This is a genomic window from Micromonospora sp. U21 (genome assembly GCF_018070045.1).
In the GTDB taxonomy this organism is placed as follows: Bacteria; Actinomycetota; Actinomycetes; order Mycobacteriales; family Micromonosporaceae; genus Micromonospora.
In genome coordinates this window covers 278,112-294,648 of record NZ_JAGPYK010000004.1, presented here as the reverse complement: position 1 = coordinate 294,648, position 16,537 = coordinate 278,112, and the positions used below count along the sequence as shown (strand labels likewise).

General features: G+C 73.7%; 17 protein-coding genes. 7 read left to right on the top strand and 10 right to left on the bottom strand.

Going from position 1 to position 16,537, the window contains the following annotated elements; all coding sequences use genetic code 11:
* The first annotated feature begins 140 nt into the window (after positions 1 to 140).
* The 5 genes from KBX63_RS07720 to KBX63_RS07700 all read left to right on the top strand — a co-directional run bounded on the left by KBX63_RS07720 (position 141) and on the right by KBX63_RS07700 (position 4,536).
* A complete protein-coding gene (locus tag KBX63_RS07720) occupies positions 141 to 536 on the top strand; it encodes a VOC family protein (protein ID WP_210909990.1) in 396 nt (131 codons plus the stop codon).
* 118 nt (positions 537 to 654) lie between these two features.
* Positions 655 to 1,833, top strand: a complete 1,179-nt coding sequence (locus KBX63_RS07715; RefSeq protein ID WP_210909988.1) for a sensor histidine kinase — start codon at positions 655 to 657, stop codon at positions 1,831 to 1,833.
* A gap of 79 nt (positions 1,834 to 1,912) precedes the next feature.
* Complete coding sequence (locus KBX63_RS07710; RefSeq protein ID WP_210910188.1) at positions 1,913 to 3,055, top strand: hypothetical protein; 1,143 nt, start codon at positions 1,913 to 1,915, stop codon at positions 3,053 to 3,055.
* Positions 3,028 to 3,741 carry a response regulator transcription factor gene (locus KBX63_RS07705; protein WP_210909986.1) on the top strand — a complete coding sequence of 238 codons (714 nt, stop codon included), beginning with the start codon at positions 3,028 to 3,030 and terminating at the stop codon, positions 3,739 to 3,741. Before KBX63_RS07710 ends, KBX63_RS07705 begins: the two co-directional genes overlap by 28 nt.
* A 72-nt stretch (positions 3,742 to 3,813) precedes the next feature.
* Complete coding sequence (locus tag KBX63_RS07700) at positions 3,814 to 4,536, top strand: hypothetical protein (protein ID WP_210909984.1); 723 nt, start codon at positions 3,814 to 3,816, stop codon at positions 4,534 to 4,536.
* Here KBX63_RS07700 and KBX63_RS07695 read toward each other — a convergent pair.
* The 3 genes from KBX63_RS07695 to KBX63_RS07685 all read right to left on the bottom strand — a co-directional run bounded on the left by KBX63_RS07695 (position 4,418) and on the right by KBX63_RS07685 (position 6,848).
* Complete coding sequence (locus KBX63_RS07695; protein WP_210909982.1) at positions 4,418 to 5,398, bottom strand: GlxA family transcriptional regulator; 981 nt, start codon at positions 5,396 to 5,398, stop codon at positions 4,418 to 4,420. The genes KBX63_RS07700 and KBX63_RS07695 overlap by 119 nt on opposite strands.
* A 4-nt stretch (positions 5,399 to 5,402) precedes the next feature.
* Positions 5,403 to 6,011, bottom strand: a complete 609-nt coding sequence (locus KBX63_RS07690; protein WP_210909974.1) for an isochorismatase family protein — start codon at positions 6,009 to 6,011, stop codon at positions 5,403 to 5,405.
* Positions 6,012 to 6,095: 84 nt separating this feature from the next.
* On the bottom strand, positions 6,096 to 6,848 hold the full coding sequence (locus tag KBX63_RS07685) for a 1-acyl-sn-glycerol-3-phosphate acyltransferase (protein ID WP_210909967.1): 753 nt from the start codon (positions 6,846 to 6,848) through the stop codon (positions 6,096 to 6,098).
* A gap of 123 nt (positions 6,849 to 6,971) precedes the next feature.
* On the opposite strand from KBX63_RS07685, the gene KBX63_RS07680 reads away from it, so the two are divergent.
* Complete coding sequence (locus KBX63_RS07680; protein ID WP_210909965.1) at positions 6,972 to 7,613, top strand: alpha/beta hydrolase; 642 nt, start codon at positions 6,972 to 6,974, stop codon at positions 7,611 to 7,613.
* Between the two features lie 50 nt (positions 7,614 to 7,663).
* Here KBX63_RS07680 and KBX63_RS07675 read toward each other — a convergent pair whose 3' ends face one another.
* The gene (locus KBX63_RS07675) at positions 7,664 to 9,724 is read right to left on the bottom strand and encodes an amylo-alpha-1,6-glucosidase (protein WP_210909963.1); all 2,061 of its coding nucleotides are present in this window, start codon (positions 9,722 to 9,724) and stop codon (positions 7,664 to 7,666) included.
* Positions 9,724 to 10,095, bottom strand: a complete 372-nt coding sequence (locus KBX63_RS07670; protein ID WP_210909961.1) for an SCP2 sterol-binding domain-containing protein — start codon at positions 10,093 to 10,095, stop codon at positions 9,724 to 9,726. Before KBX63_RS07670 ends, KBX63_RS07675 begins: the two co-directional genes overlap by 1 nt.
* A 211-nt stretch (positions 10,096 to 10,306) precedes the next feature.
* On the opposite strand from KBX63_RS07670, the gene KBX63_RS07665 reads away from it, so the two are divergent.
* Positions 10,307 to 11,413 carry a DNA glycosylase AlkZ-like family protein gene (locus KBX63_RS07665; RefSeq protein ID WP_210909959.1) on the top strand — a complete coding sequence of 369 codons (1,107 nt, stop codon included), beginning with the start codon at positions 10,307 to 10,309 and terminating at the stop codon, positions 11,411 to 11,413.
* 74 nt (positions 11,414 to 11,487) lie between these two features.
* Here KBX63_RS07665 and KBX63_RS07660 read toward each other — a convergent pair whose 3' ends face one another.
* The 5 genes from KBX63_RS07660 to KBX63_RS07640 all read right to left on the bottom strand — a co-directional run bounded on the left by KBX63_RS07660 (position 11,488) and on the right by KBX63_RS07640 (position 16,472).
* On the bottom strand, positions 11,488 to 11,904 hold the full coding sequence (locus KBX63_RS07660; RefSeq protein ID WP_210909957.1) for a CBS domain-containing protein: 417 nt from the start codon (positions 11,902 to 11,904) through the stop codon (positions 11,488 to 11,490).
* A gap of 167 nt (positions 11,905 to 12,071) precedes the next feature.
* The gene (locus KBX63_RS07655) at positions 12,072 to 12,485 is read right to left on the bottom strand and encodes a PPOX class F420-dependent oxidoreductase (RefSeq protein WP_210910186.1); all 414 of its coding nucleotides are present in this window, start codon (positions 12,483 to 12,485) and stop codon (positions 12,072 to 12,074) included.
* Between the two features lie 160 nt (positions 12,486 to 12,645).
* Positions 12,646 to 13,671: an aspartate-semialdehyde dehydrogenase gene (locus tag KBX63_RS07650; protein WP_210909955.1), complete on the bottom strand. Its 1,026-nt coding sequence runs from the start codon at positions 13,669 to 13,671 to the stop codon at positions 12,646 to 12,648.
* A 168-nt stretch (positions 13,672 to 13,839) separates the two neighbouring features.
* Complete coding sequence (locus tag KBX63_RS07645) at positions 13,840 to 15,183, bottom strand: pitrilysin family protein (RefSeq protein ID WP_210909947.1); 1,344 nt, start codon at positions 15,181 to 15,183, stop codon at positions 13,840 to 13,842.
* Positions 15,180 to 16,472 (bottom strand): pitrilysin family protein, encoded by a 1,293-nt coding sequence (locus tag KBX63_RS07640; protein ID WP_210909945.1) that lies wholly within the window; start codon positions 16,470 to 16,472, stop codon positions 15,180 to 15,182. The genes KBX63_RS07645 and KBX63_RS07640 overlap by 4 nt, the downstream gene beginning before the upstream one ends.
* Positions 16,473 to 16,537: the final 65 nt, after the last annotated feature.

Genomic DNA, 16,537 nt, shown 5'->3' with positions numbered 1-16,537 from the left:
ACCTCTCTCCAGGTGATGGGACGGGCGGGAACCGCACCCGGTTCCGAAGCGGCGGCCGAGGCCGGCGCGGGAGCGGGTGCCAGCTCACATCCACCACACGCCGATCGGGCTCGCCGCGCGAGCGCCGGCATGATGGCCGGATGGCACATCTGGGACTGGTCGCGTTGCTGGTGCGGGAGTACGACGAGGCGATCGACTTCTACGTCGGCGGACTCGGCTTCGAGCTGGTGGAGGACACCGCACGCCCGGACGGCTCGCGCTGGGTGGTGGTCCGTCCGCCGGGCGCCCGGGAGACGGCACTGCTGCTTGCCCGGCCGAGCAGCGCCGAGCAGCGCGCCCGGGTCGGCGACCAGACCGGCGGCCGGGTCGGCCTGTTCCTGTACACCGAGGACTTCGCCCGGGACCACTCCCGAATGGTCGCCGCCGGGGTGCGGTTCCTGGAGGAGCCGCGGCACGAGGCGTACGGCTCGGTCGCGGTGTTCGCCGATCTCTACGGCAACCGGTGGGACCTGCTCCAGCCCCGCAGCACGGAGTGATACATCGGCGACACTCCGGGCACAATGGATGATTGCTTGCCATCGGCCATGCTATTCTCCGATGTCGATCTCCGCCGCGCGGACCCGGACCGGGTCGTTGTCGGAAGGACGCCTCCCGATGCCGGCCGTTGCCACCCCGACCGCGCCGCCGCCCGCGCTGGACAATCCGGCCGGCGGCGCGTTGAGCCTCATCTTCACCACGTTGCCGGCGCTGCTGCGGCTCACCTGCGGGTTGGTCGGCGCGGTGGTGGCGCTGTCGGTGCGTACTCCACCGGTCGAGCCGGCCCTGCTCCTGCCCGGCGTGGCCGCGTTGACCGGCTGGTCGCTCTGGTACGCCGGCCGCGCGTTGCGCCACGGCATCACCCCGGCCCTGGTCGCCGGTGACGTCGCGCTGACAGCGGTCGCCTGCCTGCTCATCCCCCGCCTGGTGGCGCCCGGGGTGCTGCCCGGCGAGGGCAGCTGGATCGCGGTGCTGGCCAGCACCACCGTGATCAACGCGCAGGCCACCGCCCCGGCACGCTGGTCGATCCCGGCCGGGCTGCTGGTCACCGCCGCGTACGTGGCGGGCGCGCACGCGGCAGGCAACCCCGCCGAGGCCCGGGCGCACGCGTCCACCCTGCTGGTGCAGACCGCCTGCACGGCGATGATGACGGCGGTTATGCGCCGCCGGATCGGGCGGGCGGACCGGGCGTTCGCCGAGCACCAGCGGCTGACCCGGGACGCGTTGATCGCCCGGGCCGCCCGGGAGGCCGAACGGCGGCAGAACCGCGACCTGCACGACACGGTCCTCGGCACGCTGACGATGGTGGGGCTCGGCGCGGTGCCCGGGCCGTCCGCCGCGTTGCGCGAGCGGTGCGCGGCCGACCTGCGTACCCTCGTCGCGCTGACGGACGTCGGCCCGGTGCCCGGCGACGGCCCGGTGCCCCTGGAGGGGCGGCTGCGGACGGTGCCCGACCGGCTGCCCGAGCTGCGGGTGAGCCTGGAGCTGGCGTCGTGCGCCGTGCCCGCCGGTGTGGCCGACGCGATCACCGAGAGCGCCTACGCGGCGCTGTCCAACGTGGTCCGGCACGCGCCGGGTGCCGACGTCACGCTGCGGATGAGCCGGGACGCGATCGCCGTCGTGGTCGAGGTGGCCGACGACGGCCCCGGCTTCGACCCGGCCAGCGTCCCTCCCCATCGGTACGGGCTGCGCGAGTCGATCCGCGGCCGGATGGCGGCGGTCGGCGGGCGGGCCGAGGTCCGCTCCGCCCCCGGCGCGGGCACCACGATCCGGCTGGAGTGGCCCGGTGTCGGCTGACCTCGGCGCCTCGACGGATCGCACCGCGGCACCCGGGGCGTCGGCCCGGGCTCCGGAGCCGCAGCCGGGCCGGGCCAGCGTGCCCGCGCCCCGGGGTTCGGCACCCACGGCGGCGCTCGCCGCGCCGGCGGCCGTGGCGCACGCCTCCGACCGGGGTGCCCGGATCGCCTCCGTCGCGATCGCGCTGGCCTGGCACGTCGCGATCGGCCTGCCGGCGGTGCTGGGCGCCCGCGCGGAGTTCGCCGCGCCGGCGGTGGTGCTGGGCGGCTGGCTGCTCGTCGCCGTGGCCGGGGTGGTGGCCGGGGTACGGCTGCTGCGCGGAGCGCCGCTGCCGCCGTGGCCACTCGCCGGGCTGCTGCTCGCCGTCGACGCGGCGGTCTTCGCCGCGGCCGGTGAACGACAACTGTTCGCCGCCGCCAACTGGGTGTGGAGCACGCTCGGCTGGTTCTTCGTGCTGGCGATGTGGGGCCGGCGGGTCACCGGGCTGGTCGCGCTGCTGACCACGCACGCGTTGATCGCGCTGGTCGCCGTGCTCGGGCACGGCCACGACCCTGCCGACCTGGCCCGCTACGCGATGTACGTCTACGGCACCTTCTCGCTGCCGGTGGCGGTCTTCGTGGGCAGCACGACGATCGTCGGCCTGGCCCGGGAACGGGCCGCCGCGGCGGCCACCATGCACGCGATCGCCGCGGAGCGGGACGCCGCCGAGCAGGGCCTTCGGGAACGCCGCGACCGCCTCGTCCTGGTCGGTGCGGCCGCCGGCCGGGTGCTCGGGGAACTGGCCGCCGGACGGGCCGATCCGGACGACCCGGAGGTGCAGCGCCGGTGCGTGCTGGCCGCGGCCCGGCTGCGCCGCCTGATCGCCGAGTCCGACGACGTACCCGACCCGCTGCTGCACGAGCTGCGGGCCGCCGCGGACCTGGCCGAACGCAACGGGCTGCCGATCGATCTGGTCACCATCGGCGACCCGCCACCACTGCCGGTGGAGATCCGCCGCCGGCTCGCCGACCCGCTCACCGGCATCCTCGCCGACGCCCGGGGCTGGGCCCGACTGACCGTCGTCTCCGGCCCGGACGAGGTCGTGGTCAGCCTGGTCACGCCCGACCGGGAGGCGCCGGAGGCGACCGGTCCACCGCCCGGGGAGCACGACGACGGGCCGGTGCAGCACCTCTACGAACGGGACGGGGACATCAGATGGGCGCAGACCCGGTGGCGGAGATGACCGGCGACCGGCCGGTCGGGGTGGCGATCGTCGACGACCACCCGGTGGTGGTCGAGGGCGTACGCGCCTGGCTCGCCACCGAGCCGAGACTGACCGTGCTGTCCACCGGGGACGACCCGGACGCGGTGCTGCGTGCGGCGCCGGACGCCGACGTGGTCCTGCTCGACCTGCGGCTGCACGGCCGGATGGTGCTGGACAAGCTGGCCGAGCTGAGCGCCACCGGGCGGCGGGTGGTGGTCTACTCGGAGCACACCGACCCGGAGACGATGCTCGCCGCGTTGGACGCCGGGGCGGTGGCGTTCCTGGCCAAGCACGAGGGCCGCGAGCACTGCGTGGCGACCGTGCTGGCCGCGGCGAGCGACCGCCCGTACGTGCCGCCCGCGCTGGCCGGCGCGATCGTCGGCGACCCGCGGCCGGACCGGCCGATGCTGTCCGACAAGGAGCGCGAGGCGCTGCTGCTCTGGTTCCAGTCGATGTCCAAGGCGTCGGTGGCCCGCCGGATGCGGATCAGCGAGCACACGGTGAAGCAGTACGTCGACCGTGCGCGGATCAAGTACACCCGAGCGGGGCGGCCGGCCGCCACAAAGGCGGCGCTGCTCGCCCGGGCGATCGAGGACGGCCTCGTCCGCCCGGAGGAGATCGGCATCTACCGGTCACAGGCGACGCACGACCGGCCGACCCCCTAACGGGCGTCATGACACGGCCTCCCGGATCCGCCAGGCTCGACGCACACCCCAGCTGACCGGGAGGTCGTGACGATGCACGCCGACGCGTCCCCCTTCTTCATCGGTCCACACCGGTTCGACGCACCGGACGACGATGCGGGGCCGATCCTGGACCGCCGCTACGCCCTGCGACCGGTGCCCGGCGAGAAGGTGCTCGGCCGGTACCGGCTGCTGGTCGCGGGCTACCTGCTCGGGCCGACCGAGGCGCGGCGCGGCTGGCGACTGCCCTGGCCGGTGTCGGTGACCGTCACCGACCAACGGATCTGCTGGGTGGGCACCGGGGCGCAGCTGTCCCTGGTCGCCGACGAGACGCCCCCGCGCCGACCGGCGGGCCGGCCAGCCGGGCTGATGAGCGGGCAGATCCGCTGGCAGTGGCCGTCCCGGTTGGAGCTGCCGCCGGCCGGCCCGGACGCACCGGAGCAGCTGCTGATCGTCTGCGACGCGCTGCGCACCATCCAACAGCCGGCGCTGGCCCTCGGCGGGCCGGCCGGGGAGGTCACCGCGCTGGCCCGGCAGGTCCGCCGGGCGGTGGCCATGTTCCGGCTCACCCGCCCGCAACTGGTCGACCTCTCCGCGCAGGAGCGCGACGTGCTGCTGCTGCGGGCCGGCCCCGCACTGCTCGCCGGGGACTCCCGGGTCACGCTGCCCGGCTCGCTGCCGGTGGAGTTCCGATCCCGGGACGACTACTACCGGCCCGGGCCGGAGCCGTCCCGCTGGAGCGGGCTCGCAGGCGGCGCAGCATCCGGGCGTCGGTGAAGCCGACGGTCCGCGCGGCGGACTCCACCGTCGCGCCGTGCCCGATCAGGTGCTCGGCGCGTTCCACCCGCAGCAGCTGCTGGTAGCCGAGCGGCGTGAGCCCGGTGGTCCCGCGGAACAGCCGGGTCAGCGTCCGTTCGGCGACGCCTCCGGCGGCGGCCAGCTCGGCCAGCGGCAGTGGCTCGGCGTACCGGCTGTCGATCAGGTCCTGCACCCGGTGCACCGCCTCCGAGAGGTGCGAGCGGTGTCGCATCATCGCGCTGGCCTGCGGCTCGTGCCCGTTGCGCCGCGCGTAGACGACCAGCGTGCGGGCGATCCGGGCGGCGACCGCCGGGCCGTGCCGGGTGGCCACCAGGTGCAGCGCCACGTCGATGCCGCTGGCGATGCCGGCCGAGGTGACCACCCGGTCGTCGACCACGTACAGCACGTCGCGGGCCACCCGGGCCGCCGGGTGCCGACGGGCCAGGTCGTCCTGCACCTCGTGGTGGGTGGTGCAGCGCCGGCCGTCGAGCAGCCCGGCCCGACCGAGGGCGTACGCGCCGGCGCAGACGCTGGCCACGGTGCCGCCGGCGGCGTGATGATCGGCCAACCGCCGCAGGTCGACGGGCGAGACCGGCCCCTGCGGCCCGTGCGCGGCGGGCCGCCAGCCCGGCACCAGCACCAGGTCGTCCGGGGTCAGCTCGGGCCACCGGGTGTCGGCGATCAGCGGTACGCCCTGCACGGTGGACACCTGCTCCCGCTCGGCGACGTAGTGCAGCCGGTAGTCGTAGCCGAGGTCGGCGGCGCTGGAGAAGACCTGGGCCGGCCCGGCGAGGTCCAGCAGGTGCAGCTCCGGAACCAGCAGGAAGACGACCCGGGTCACCCGGTCAACCCCGGGCGCCGGCGTAGGTCGCGCCGGTCAGCTCGTCCACCGTCCGGATGGTGGCGAAGCGGCCGGCCAGCGCGTACTCGGTGCGGGTGACGATCTCCTCGTTGGTCAGGGTGCGCGGGTCGGCGAGGATCTCCTCGACCGTGGCGGTCTCCGGCAGGTCCCGATGCGGGATGGGGAAGGTCAGCGTGGCGTCGGTGACGAAGGTCATCCGGTAGCCGAGGTCCGCGCCGACCCGGGCGGTGGTCTCGACGCACTGCTCGGTGCGGATGCCGCAGACGGTGAGGTCGTGGATGCCGGCCTGGGTCAGCACCTGCTGGAGGTTGGTGGTGGTGAACGCGTTGTGCGCGGTCTTGACCAACGTCGGCTCGCCCTCGACCGGGACCAGCCCGTCGATCAGCCGCACGTGCCCGAGGGCCGGGTCGAAGACCCCGCCCGTGCCCGGCTCCGAGTGCAGGACCCAGACCACCAGGTCGCCGCACCCACGGGCGGCGGCGACCAGCCGGTCGACCTGCCGAACCAGGTCGGGATTGGAGCCGTGCGCCCAGATCGGGCGCTGGCGGAAGGACTCCTGGACGTCGATCACGACGAGTGCTGTTCTGCTCATGGCTCCGATCCTGGCCGCAGGACAGCCCCGACGGCAGACACCATCATGTCCGGATGCGGAACGATCCGGCCACCACCCGGGTCGTCAGACGCTGGGGGTGCGGTGCTCGGCGGCCGCGTCCAGGGCGGCGGCCTCCTCCGGGGTGGGTGCGCTGCCGCCCAGGTGCGCGGGCAGCCACCAGGTGTCCTCCGGACCGGCCGGCGCGTCCGGATACTCCCGCTGGGCCCGGTCGACGAGCGCGCTGAGCCGGCTGGTCAGCTCGGCGGCCAGCACGTTCGGGTCCGGGAAATCCGCCGGGTTGATCGGCTCACCGATCAGGATGCTGACCGGCGTGTGCCGGCGGGTGAGCGTGCGCGGGCGGCCCTTGGTCCAGAGCCGCTGGGTGCCCCACAGCGCGACCGGCAGCACCGGCACCTTCGCCGAGCGGGCCATCCGCACCGTGCCGCTCTTGAGCTCCTTGACGGTGAACGAACGGCTGATCGTCGCCTCGGGGAAGACGCCGACGACCTCGCCGCGCTTGAGCGCGTCCACGGCGGCGCGGAACGAGGCCGCGCCGGCCTGCCGGTCCACCGGGATGTGCCGCATTCCGCGCATCAGCGGGCCGGAGATCTTGTGCGCGAAGACCGACTGCTTGGCCATGAACCGGACCAGCCGATCCGACGCGTTCGCGCCCAGGCCGGCGAAGATGAAGTCGAGGTAGCTGACGTGGTTGCTGGCCAGCACCGCCCCGCCGCTGCGGGGTACGTGGTGGGCGCCCTCGATCGTGATCTTCAGGTCGAGGACCCGGAACATCGTCTTGGCGGCGGCGATAACGGGCGGGTACACGAGCTCCGGCATCCGCAGAATCTACCCTGCCCGACTGGGGGACGCCTGGGTGGCGACCGGCAGGCACGGCGGTCTTCGTTCTGCCCTCGGCGGATCCCCTGGCCCCGCGCAGCACCTGGTCGTAAAGATGGCGGGATGACGGAACGAGCGGTGCTGCTCTGGATCCATGGCGGGGGCTGGCGCGGGCGGGCGAGCGAGGACGGCGCGGCTCTGGCCGGGCACGGGCTGCGGGTGGTGCCGGCCCGCTACCGGCTGGCGCACGAGGCGCACTGGCCGGCGCAGCTGGCCGACGTACGCGAGGAGGCACGTCGCGCCCGCGACGACGGCAGGCCACTGCTGGTGGGTGGTGACTCGGCCGGTGCCACGCTCGCCCTCCAGGCGGGGTTGCGCGGCATCGACCGTCCGGACGACGTGGCCGCGGTGTTGGCGTACTGGCCGGCAGTGGACCCGCTCGACCCCGAATGGGTACGGCTGCGCGCCGGCAATGATCCATGGGTGGACCTGCTCGGTCACCCGCCCGCGACCGGCGACCCGGCCACCGTTGACGCCACGGTCGGCACCCACGTCGGCAACCGGGTGCCGGTGCTGCTGGTGCACGGCACGGCCGATCGCTCGGTCCCGGTGAGCCAGACCGTCCGGTTCACCGGTGCGCTGCTCGCCGCCGGGCACCCGGTGCACAGCTGGGTGACCCATGGTGGCCACTCGCTCGAGTTGGATCGGCCGGACCTGCGGGCGGTGGCCGCCGCGTTCCTGGACAGCGTTCTGCCGCCCGGCTGACCGCACCGACCAGGTCGGCCGGCCCGACGTGGACCGGCCGGCGCGGTGGGTCAGTCGGCGAGGTTGTGCAGGTCGATCCGGCCCCGGGCGAACGCGTCCACCCGACCCCAGCGGCCCGGGATGTCCAGCACCTCGATGCGGCCCATTCCCACCGGCAACTTTGGATCGACCGCCAGGTGCCCCTCGTGTGGCTCCAGGCCGAGCATCGTGCGCAGAAGCAGCAGCGGCGTACCGGTCGACCACGCCTGCGGGCTGCACGCCGTCGGATACTCCACCGGGAACTTGGTCAGCTCCCGCGGGTAGCCGCCGAATGCCTCCGGCAACCGCCCGTCGAAGTAGGTCGCCGCGTCCAGGATGCCGCTGGCGATCGTCGCGGCCTCCTCGGCGAAGCCGTACCGGCGCAGGCCCCAGGCGATGAAGGAGTTGTCGAACGGCCAGATCGTGCCGTTGTGGTAGCCGATCGGGTTGTACCGGGCCTCCCCCTCGGCCAGCGTCCGCACCCCCCACCCGGTGAAGAGCCGGGACCCCACCAGGTGCTGCGCGACCTTCTCCGCCCGCTCGGGTTCGACGATCCCGCTCCACAGCAGGTGGCCCATGTTCGAGCTGAGGACGTCGCACTGGCGGCCGTCCGGGTCCAGGGCCAGGGCGTAGTACTCGCCGTCGGCCACCCACCAGTCCCGGTTGAACCGCTGCTTCAGGTCCGCCGCCTCCCGCTCCAACTGGTCGGCGAACTCCGGATCGTCCCAGAACTCCCGGGCCAGCCGGGCCGCGCGGACCTTCGCGTCGTACGCGTACCCCTGCACCTCGCAGGTGGCCCGCGGGAACGGCGGCAGCGTGCCGTCGGAGTAGGAGATCGAGTCCCAGGAGTCCTTCCAGCACTGGTTCTCCAGGCCGGTGTCGGTGTTGCGCCGCTCGTACCAGATGTAGCCGTTGCCGATCAGGTCGGCGTAGTTGTCGATCCACCTCAGCGCCGCCCGGGACTCCTGCTCCAGTTCCTTGACCAGCGCGACGTCCCCGGTCCACCGCTCGTACTCGTCGAGCAGCACGACGAACAGCGGCGTCGCGTCCACGGAGCCGTAGTACGGCGAGTGTGGCTGCTCCTCGAAGGCGGCGGTCTCGCCGTAGCGCATCTCGTGCAGGATCCGCCCGGGGTCCTCGTCGCGGAAGTCGTCGAACCGGCTGCCCTGGAGGGCGCCGAGGATGCGCAACGTGGTCTTCGACAGTTGCGGGGTGAACGGCAGCGTCTGGAGGCAGGTGAGAATGCTGTCCCGGCCGAACATGGTCATGAACCAGGGAAGGCCGGCAGCCGGCAGGGTGGCGCCGCCGAGCGACAACGGCGAGAAGCGCAGCGCCGCCAGGTCGATCAGGCTGCGCCGGTACGTGCTGGACACCTGGCCGTGCTCACTGTTGACCGTAGGTGCGGTCGCGATCCACTGCTCCAGGTCGTGCTGGAGGGCCAGCCGCTCGCCGCCGTGCACCCGCAGCCCGATCCGCAGGTCCCGGTCTCCGGGCCCCACCGCGTGCGTTTCGACCCCGATCGCGGTGTCCCACTGCTCGTTCGGTTCCAGGTGGACGGTGTACGCGAATCCCTTGCTGTCATAGCGGGCCGCCACCGACGAGGAAATGATCGTCTCCCGCCGGAAGTTGCCCCGGCGGTAGCCCAACCGCAACCGGTCCGCCTCGACCTCGGTGTAGAGCTCGCCCTTCTTGTTCACGATCTCGTCCTTCACCTGGAACAGGTCGGCGAAGTCCGACGCCGCCTCCATCCGGATCTCCAGGTCCACCGGCTTCTCGTCGTGGTTGAGGATGGTGATCTGCTCCCGGAAGCTGCCGCCGACCGAACGCTCCCGAATGATCGACAACTTCGCGTCGATGTAGTGCGTTGCCATCCCCGGCACCAGGAAGAACCGCGACTCGAAGTACTGGAGGTCGTCGAAGGAGAGCGAGTTGAGCCGCTCGCCGTTCACGGTCAGCACCCAGGTGGACAGAAAGCGGGTGTCGATGGAGAACAGCCCGGTCGGCTCACTCGGAGTCGCCTCGATGTCGCCGGTGTCCTCACAGACGACGAAGGTGTTGCCGTCCAGGATCCGGATCGTGTTGCTCTGTCCCATCAGTGCACCTCCCCGACGAAGCGGCGGCGCGGCCCAACGGCATCCGGGGAACCCGGGAAGATCCGCTCCACCTGCACCACCAGCCGGGCGTCACCCACCACCGTCATGTCCCCCCGCAACAGGGCGGCCAGACCGTGCTCGCGGCCCGTGGCGATGTCGTCGAAGAGCGCCGGGCTGGTCCCGATGACCGTGTCGGCCTCCCGGTCCTCCTGGCTCACGTTCAGCCGGCCGTGGTCGATCCTCAGCAGCCAGTGCCGGGTCTGCGCCCCCTCGCGCAGGTCGATGCGCAGTGTCCCGGAGGCCTTCGCCAGCCGGGGTTCGTACCCCCGCCGGTCCAGATCCTCGAAGAACCTCGTGGTCGCGTCCACCATCGGGTCCACTCCTCCCCCAGTTGCGCCGCCCGGGACCCCGCCGCGCTCGCGTGGCGCGCAGGACCGGCGTTGCACGTCCCCGCACGGGTCCCCGCCGGTTCTCCGGTCAACCTCGCCCGGATCGGGTGAGCGGCCGGGGGGTGTCGGGCCGGCCCGGTAGCGTGCCGGGCACAAGTGTGGGAGCGACGGGACGTCCGTGACGGAGGGGCACATGACGGGGCAGGCGGCACAGGTCGACCGGCGGCAGGTCCTCGCGTACCGGGTGGCCGCCCAGCAGCTCGACCGCTCCGGCGGCCGGCGGCCGGGCGATCTGGCGGTGCTGTCCCTGGGCGTGCAGGACACGCCGTACGGCACGGCCCGGCAGGCGCTGGCGGCGCGCGGCGCGACCGAGCCGGACGACCGGCTCAAGCTGGTGTGGTCGATGCGCGGCGCACCGCACCTGCACCGGCGTGCCGAGCTGCCGACCCTGGCCGCGGCGCTCTGGCCGCTCAGTGACGCCGACGCCACCCGCCGGATCCCGGGGCAGATCGGTGCGGGGGCCCGGCTCGGGCTGGCCGCGTTCCGGGCCACGGCCGAGGCGTTCCAGGCGGTGGTCACCACCGAGATGGAGCGCGGCGTGGTCAGCCGGGCGGTCTCCGACCGGGTGCCCGCCGAGCTGACCTACGACTGCCGGGCGTGCCAGGCACGGCACATCTCGGGGTCGGTGTTCCAGCAGGCCGGGCTCGCCGGCGGGGTGCGCCTGGTGGTCTCCGGTCGGGCCGCCCGGCTCGCCCCGCTGCCCGACTGGCCCGGCCCGCCCGCCGACGCGGCGCACACCGCTGGCCTGGTCAGGACCTACCTGCGGCTGCTCGGCCCGGCCACCCTGGCCAACGCGGCCGGCTTTCTCGGCTCCGCCGCCGCCGAGCTGCGCCGGGTCTGGCCGGCCGGCCTGGTGGAGGTGCGGGTCGACGGCCGGGCCGCCTGGCTGCCGGCCGACGCGCTCGACGCGTTGACCGGCGCGTCGGCGCCCCGTCTGGTGCGGCTGCTGCCACCCGGTGACCCGTTCCTCGCCGGCCGCGACCGCGACCTGCTGGTGCCCGCCCGCGAGCACCAGCGGCAGCTGTGGCGGGTGATCGGCAATCCGGGCGCCCTGCTGGTGGACGGCGAGATCGCCGGCACCTGGAGGGCACGGCAGGCCGGCAAGGGGCGGCTGGAGCTGAGCGTCAGCCCGTTCTCGGCGCTGCCCGCCCGGGTCCGGCGGGAGGTCGACGCCGAGGCCGCCACGGTCGCCGCGGCTCGCGCCGCCACCGACGTGCAGGTCCGGGTCGAGCCGACCTGACCCCGTGACGTGCTCCGCGCAGCGCGACGCCGGCCCTCCCGCGAGGGGAGAGCCGGCGTGCCCGCGGCGGACGGTCAGTTGTTCGGGTCGTCGGCGCTGATGTCAGCCAGCACCGACTGCGGTTCGCGCTCCACCGCGAGGTCGCCCATCGAGACGAGGCCGACCAGGCGCCCGTCGTCGATCACCGGTAGCCGGCGTACGGCGTAGGTGCGCATCAGGTCCGCGGCGGCAACCGCGTCGTCGTACTGGCTCACCGTGACCACATCACGGGTGGTGATCTGGTTCAGCCGGGTCGAGCCCGGGTCCATGTTCTCCGCGACACCTCGGACCGTGATGTCCCGGTCCGTGACGATGCCGACCACACTGTCGCCGTCGGTCACCACCACGTCACCGATCGCGCTGTCCCGCATCTCCTGCGCGGCCGCGATGAGTGTGTCGTCGCCGTCCATCGTCACCAACCGGGTCGTCATGAACTCTCCGACCGTTGTCATGGTGCTCCCCTCTCGGTGTCGGCACGGCCCGTCTACCCGCCGCTCGGGGCGGGATAACGCGGGCGGCCGTCCCGGCAGCGGTCCCCGGTACGCCTGGTCAGTGCGCCGCGCAGCGCTGGCCCGGGGTGACCGTGATCGGCCCGGGCTGACCGGGAGTGGACGGCCCGTCAGCTCTGGGGCGGCATGCCGTAGATGCGCTCGACGTGCAGGCGCAGCACCAGCCGCTGCTCGGCGACCATGGCGCGGCGGTAGTCGTCCCAGTCCGGGTGTTCGCCGCGTAGCGACCGGTAGAGCCCCACCAGCTCCTCGACGGTCGCGTCGCCCGATTCGGTGGCCGGTGCCGTCAACTCGGCGCGCCCCTCGACCACCGCGTACGCCCAGCCGTCGTCGCTGCCGACGTGGAAGCTGGCCCGCGGGTCCCGGCGCAGGTTGGCGGTCTTGGCCCGACCGTCGGTGACGGACACCCGGATCAGGCCCGCGTCGCGGTCGAAGGAGTAGATCACAGTGGACAGCTGTGGCCGCCCGTCCCGCTTGATCGTGGCGAGCACGCCCATCGAGCGGCCGGCGACCAGGTCGGTCATCGCCTGCTGGGTACGGTCATCCGGCACGGCATCCTCCAGGTGGCAGGTCGGCTTCGTTCATCCAAGCACGACGGGCCGACTCCCGCGCCCGGCGAGCCGCGGCCCGGGCAGACCGAGGCCCCCGCCGGCAGCCGGCGGGGGCCCGGAGTGACGAAGACGGTCAGCGGCGCTCGGCGGCGACCAGCTCGGCGATCTGCACGGCGTTGAGCGCGGCACCCTTGCGCAGGTTGTCGTTGGAGCAGAACAGCGCCAGGCCGTACTCGACGGTCTCGTCGGCGCGGATCCGTCCCACGTAGGTCGGGTCCTGCCCGGCCGCCTGCAACGGCGTCGGCACGGCGGTCAGCGCGACCCCGGGCGCGTCCGCGAGCAGTTCGTGGGCCCGCTGCGGGGTGAGCGGCCGGGCGAACCGGGCGTTGATCTGGAGCGAGTGGCCCGTGAAGACCGGCACCCGGACGCAGGTGCCGGAGACCTTCAGGTCGGGGATCTCCAGGATCTTGCGGCTCTCGTTGCGGAGCTTCTGCTCCTCGTCGGTCTCGGACGAGCCGTCGTCGACGATCGAACCGGCCAGCGGGAGCACGTTGAAGGCGATCGGCTCGGCGAACGAGCGTGGCGCGGGAAACTCCACGGCCGACCCGTCGAAGGCGAGTGCCGAGGCGTGCTCGGCGACCTTGCGGACCTGCTCGTCCAGCTCGGCGACGCCGGCCAGCCCGGCGCCGGAGACCGCCTGGTAGGTCGAGACGACCAGGCCGACCAGGCCCGCCTCGGCGTGCAGCGGGCGCAGCACCGGCATCGCGGCCATCGTGGTGCAGTTGGGGTTGGCGATGATGCCCTTCGGGCGATCGGCGGCGGCGTGCGGGTTGACCTCGGCGACGACCAGCGGCACCAGCGGGTCCATCCGGAACGCCGAGGAGTTGTCGATCACCACGGCGCCGGCCTCGGCGACCCGGGGGGCCAGCTCGCCCGAGGTGCCCTTACCGGCCGAGAAGAGCACGACGTCCAGCCCGGAGTAGTCGGCGGTCGCCGCGTCCTCGACGGTCACCTCCCCGTCGCGCCACGGCAGCGTACGCCCGGCGGACCGCGCCGAGGCGAACAACCGCACCTGCTCCGCCGGGAACTCCCGCTCCGCCAGCACCCGCCGCATCACGCCACCGACCTGGCCGGTGGCCCCCACAATGCCGATCCTCATGCCCGCGAGGCTACCCAGCCGGCCCCCACAACCGGGAGCCCTTTCCCACCCCCCGGGTCCCGCATCACACCCCGCCCTCACCTCGCCACTCCCCGGTGATCATGAAGTTGTTGTCACGACACGCCGTGCCGGGTGACAACAACTTCATGATCAACCAGGAGACGAGGGTCAGCCGGGAGTGATCATTTCGGCGAGGGCGGCGGCGGTGAGGTCGTCGCGGATGATGGCAGCGTCGCCCTCGATGACCAGGGTCAACCCGTCCGGGTGCAGGTGGGTCGCGGCAGCCGCGGAGACCTGGTCCACGTCGGCGGCGAGCAACTCCTCGCGCAGCCGGGCGTGGTAGTCGTCCGGCAGGTCGTGCACCACGAGCGTGGTCAGCGCGGAGGCGATCGCCCGCGGGCTCTGCAACTCGACCGAGAGCTGCCCGGCCCGCCAGGAACGCGCCACCGCCAGCTCGTCCTCGGTCACCCCTGCGATCTGGGTACGGGTGATCTCCCCCACCGCCTCGACCAGGGCCGGCGCGGTCACCGCGGTCTGCACCCCGGAGCTGACCGCGAACCGGCCGAACCGGCGGGACGAGGCGAAGTCGCCCCGAATGCCGTACGTGTAGCCGTGCACCTCGCGGATCAGGTGGTTGAGCCGGGAGGTGAACGCCCCGCCGAGCACCGTGCCGGCGAGCGACATCGGCACGTGGTCGGGATGCGCCCGGTGCGGCGACGGGTGGCCCAGTCGCAGCGTGGACTGCACCGAGCCCGGCCGGTCCACCAGGATGATCCGCCGCCCGGTACGCACCGGAACCTCGATCGGGCCACCCCGGTCGGCCGGCCCCCCGCCGGTGCCGGCGAACACCGCGGCAGCCAGCGCGTCCAGGTCGATCCGGTCCAGGTCACCGGCGACGACCAGGGTGCCCGGCCGCAGGAACCACTCGGAGTGGAAGACGGTCACGTCCTCCACGTCCAGCCCGGCCACCGACTCCGGGTCGCCGTACATCGGGCGCCCCCACCGGTTCTCCGCGCCGAACAGGTCCGCGCGCAACGCGGCGTCGGCGCGCGGGCCCGGGTTCGCCCAGTCCATCCGCAGCGCGTTGGCCTCGTCGTCGCGGACCCGCCGGACGTCGGCCGGGTCCAGCCGGGGCGTCCGCACGGCCTCGGCGAGCAGCCGCACCGCAGCGGTCAACCGGTCGACCGGCACCTGGACGCTGACCTGGAACGAGTCCCAGTCCAGCCCGGTCACCAGCTCGGTGCCGAGCGCCTCGATGGCCAGCGCGTACGCGGTCGCGTCCCGCTGTGCGGTGCCCTCCTCCAACGCCTTGGCCAGCACCCCGCCCAGCCCCTCCTTGCCGGTCGGCTCCCGACCGGCGCCGGCGTCGAGCAGCAGCAGCGCGACGGCGAGGTTCTGCCCGGGCAGGTGCGCGGCGACCACCTGACCACCGGCCACGGCGCGGCGGACCACCGGCGGGAACCGGTACGGGCGGGCGGCGCCCGGGCCGGGACGGTCGGTGATCAGCGTCATGGGGTCTCCTCGGGCAGGTAGGTCAGGGTCACCCGGTCGGCGGCGCCGAGCACGTCGGCGGCGGCCTCGGCGATCTGCTCGGCGGTCACCGCGAGCCAGGCGGGCAGCCGGTCAGCGGCCCGGGCCGGGTCACCGAACTGGGTGGCGTACCGGCCGAGCGTGTCCGCGCGACCGTCCACTGTCGACATTTGACGCCACCACGCGGTGCTCAGCAACGCCTTGGCGCGGTCCAACTCGGCCGCGGTCACCGGCACGGTGGCCAGCTCGTCGACGACCTCGGCCAGCCCCTCGGCCAGCCGCTCGGCGCTCACGCCGGGGCGGGCGGTCGCGGTGGCGATCAGCGGCGCCGGGGCGTGCGCCAGGTCCACCCCGTACGCGCCGACCAGGTCCGGCTGGGCGATCCGCTCACCGTCGGCGAGCCGCTGGTAGAGCCGGCTGCCCCGACCACTGCCGAGCACGGTGGCGAGCACGGTGAGCACGTCGTACCCCGGGCTGCCGAACGGGTGGCCGCGGTGCGCGACGTACACCCGGGGGGCCGGTACGTCGCCCGTCACCTTCTCCACGGCCGGTTGCCCGGTCGCCGGGACGCTCCGGCCGTCCGGAGCCGGCGGGATGTCGTCGCGCGCGGGCAGCGCGCCGAAGTACTTGTCGGCCAACGCGAACACCTCGGTGGCCGCGGCGTCGCCGACCACGGTCAGCACGGCGTTGTTCGGCGCGTAGTACGTCTGGTGGAACGCCTGGAAGGTGGCGAGGTCAGCGGCGTTGAGATCGGCCATCGAGCCGATCGTCGCGTGGTGGTACGGGTGACCTGGCGGGTAGAGCAGCGGCAGCATCCGCAGCCAGGCGTCGCCGTACGGGACGTTCTCGTAGCGTTGCCGGCGCTCGTTCTTCACCACGTCACGCTGGTTGTCCAGGGTCTCCTGGGTGAGCGCGGGGACCAGGCCGCCCATCCGGTCGGCCTCCAGCCAGAGCGCCAGCTCCAGGTGCTCGGCCGGGACCGTCTCGAAGTAGTTGGTCCGGTCCGGGTTGGTGGTGGCGTTGAGCGAACCGCCGGAGCCCTGGATCAGCTTCATGTGCTCGGTCTTCGCCACGTTCACCGAGCCCTCGAACATCAGGTGCTCGAAGAGGTGGGCGAAGCCGGTCTGCCCGGCCGGCTCGTGCCGGGAGCCGACGTCGTACCAGAGGTTGACGGCCACCGCCGGGGCGGTGCGGTCCTCGCTCACCACCACGCGCAAGCCGTTGTCCAGTCGGGACGTCTCGATGGGCCAGGGGTAACCGCTGTCGGGCATGGCACGACGCTATCCGATCTCGTGGGCGGAAAGGTGACGTGCGGTCGGTCGGCGAGCCGACCCGC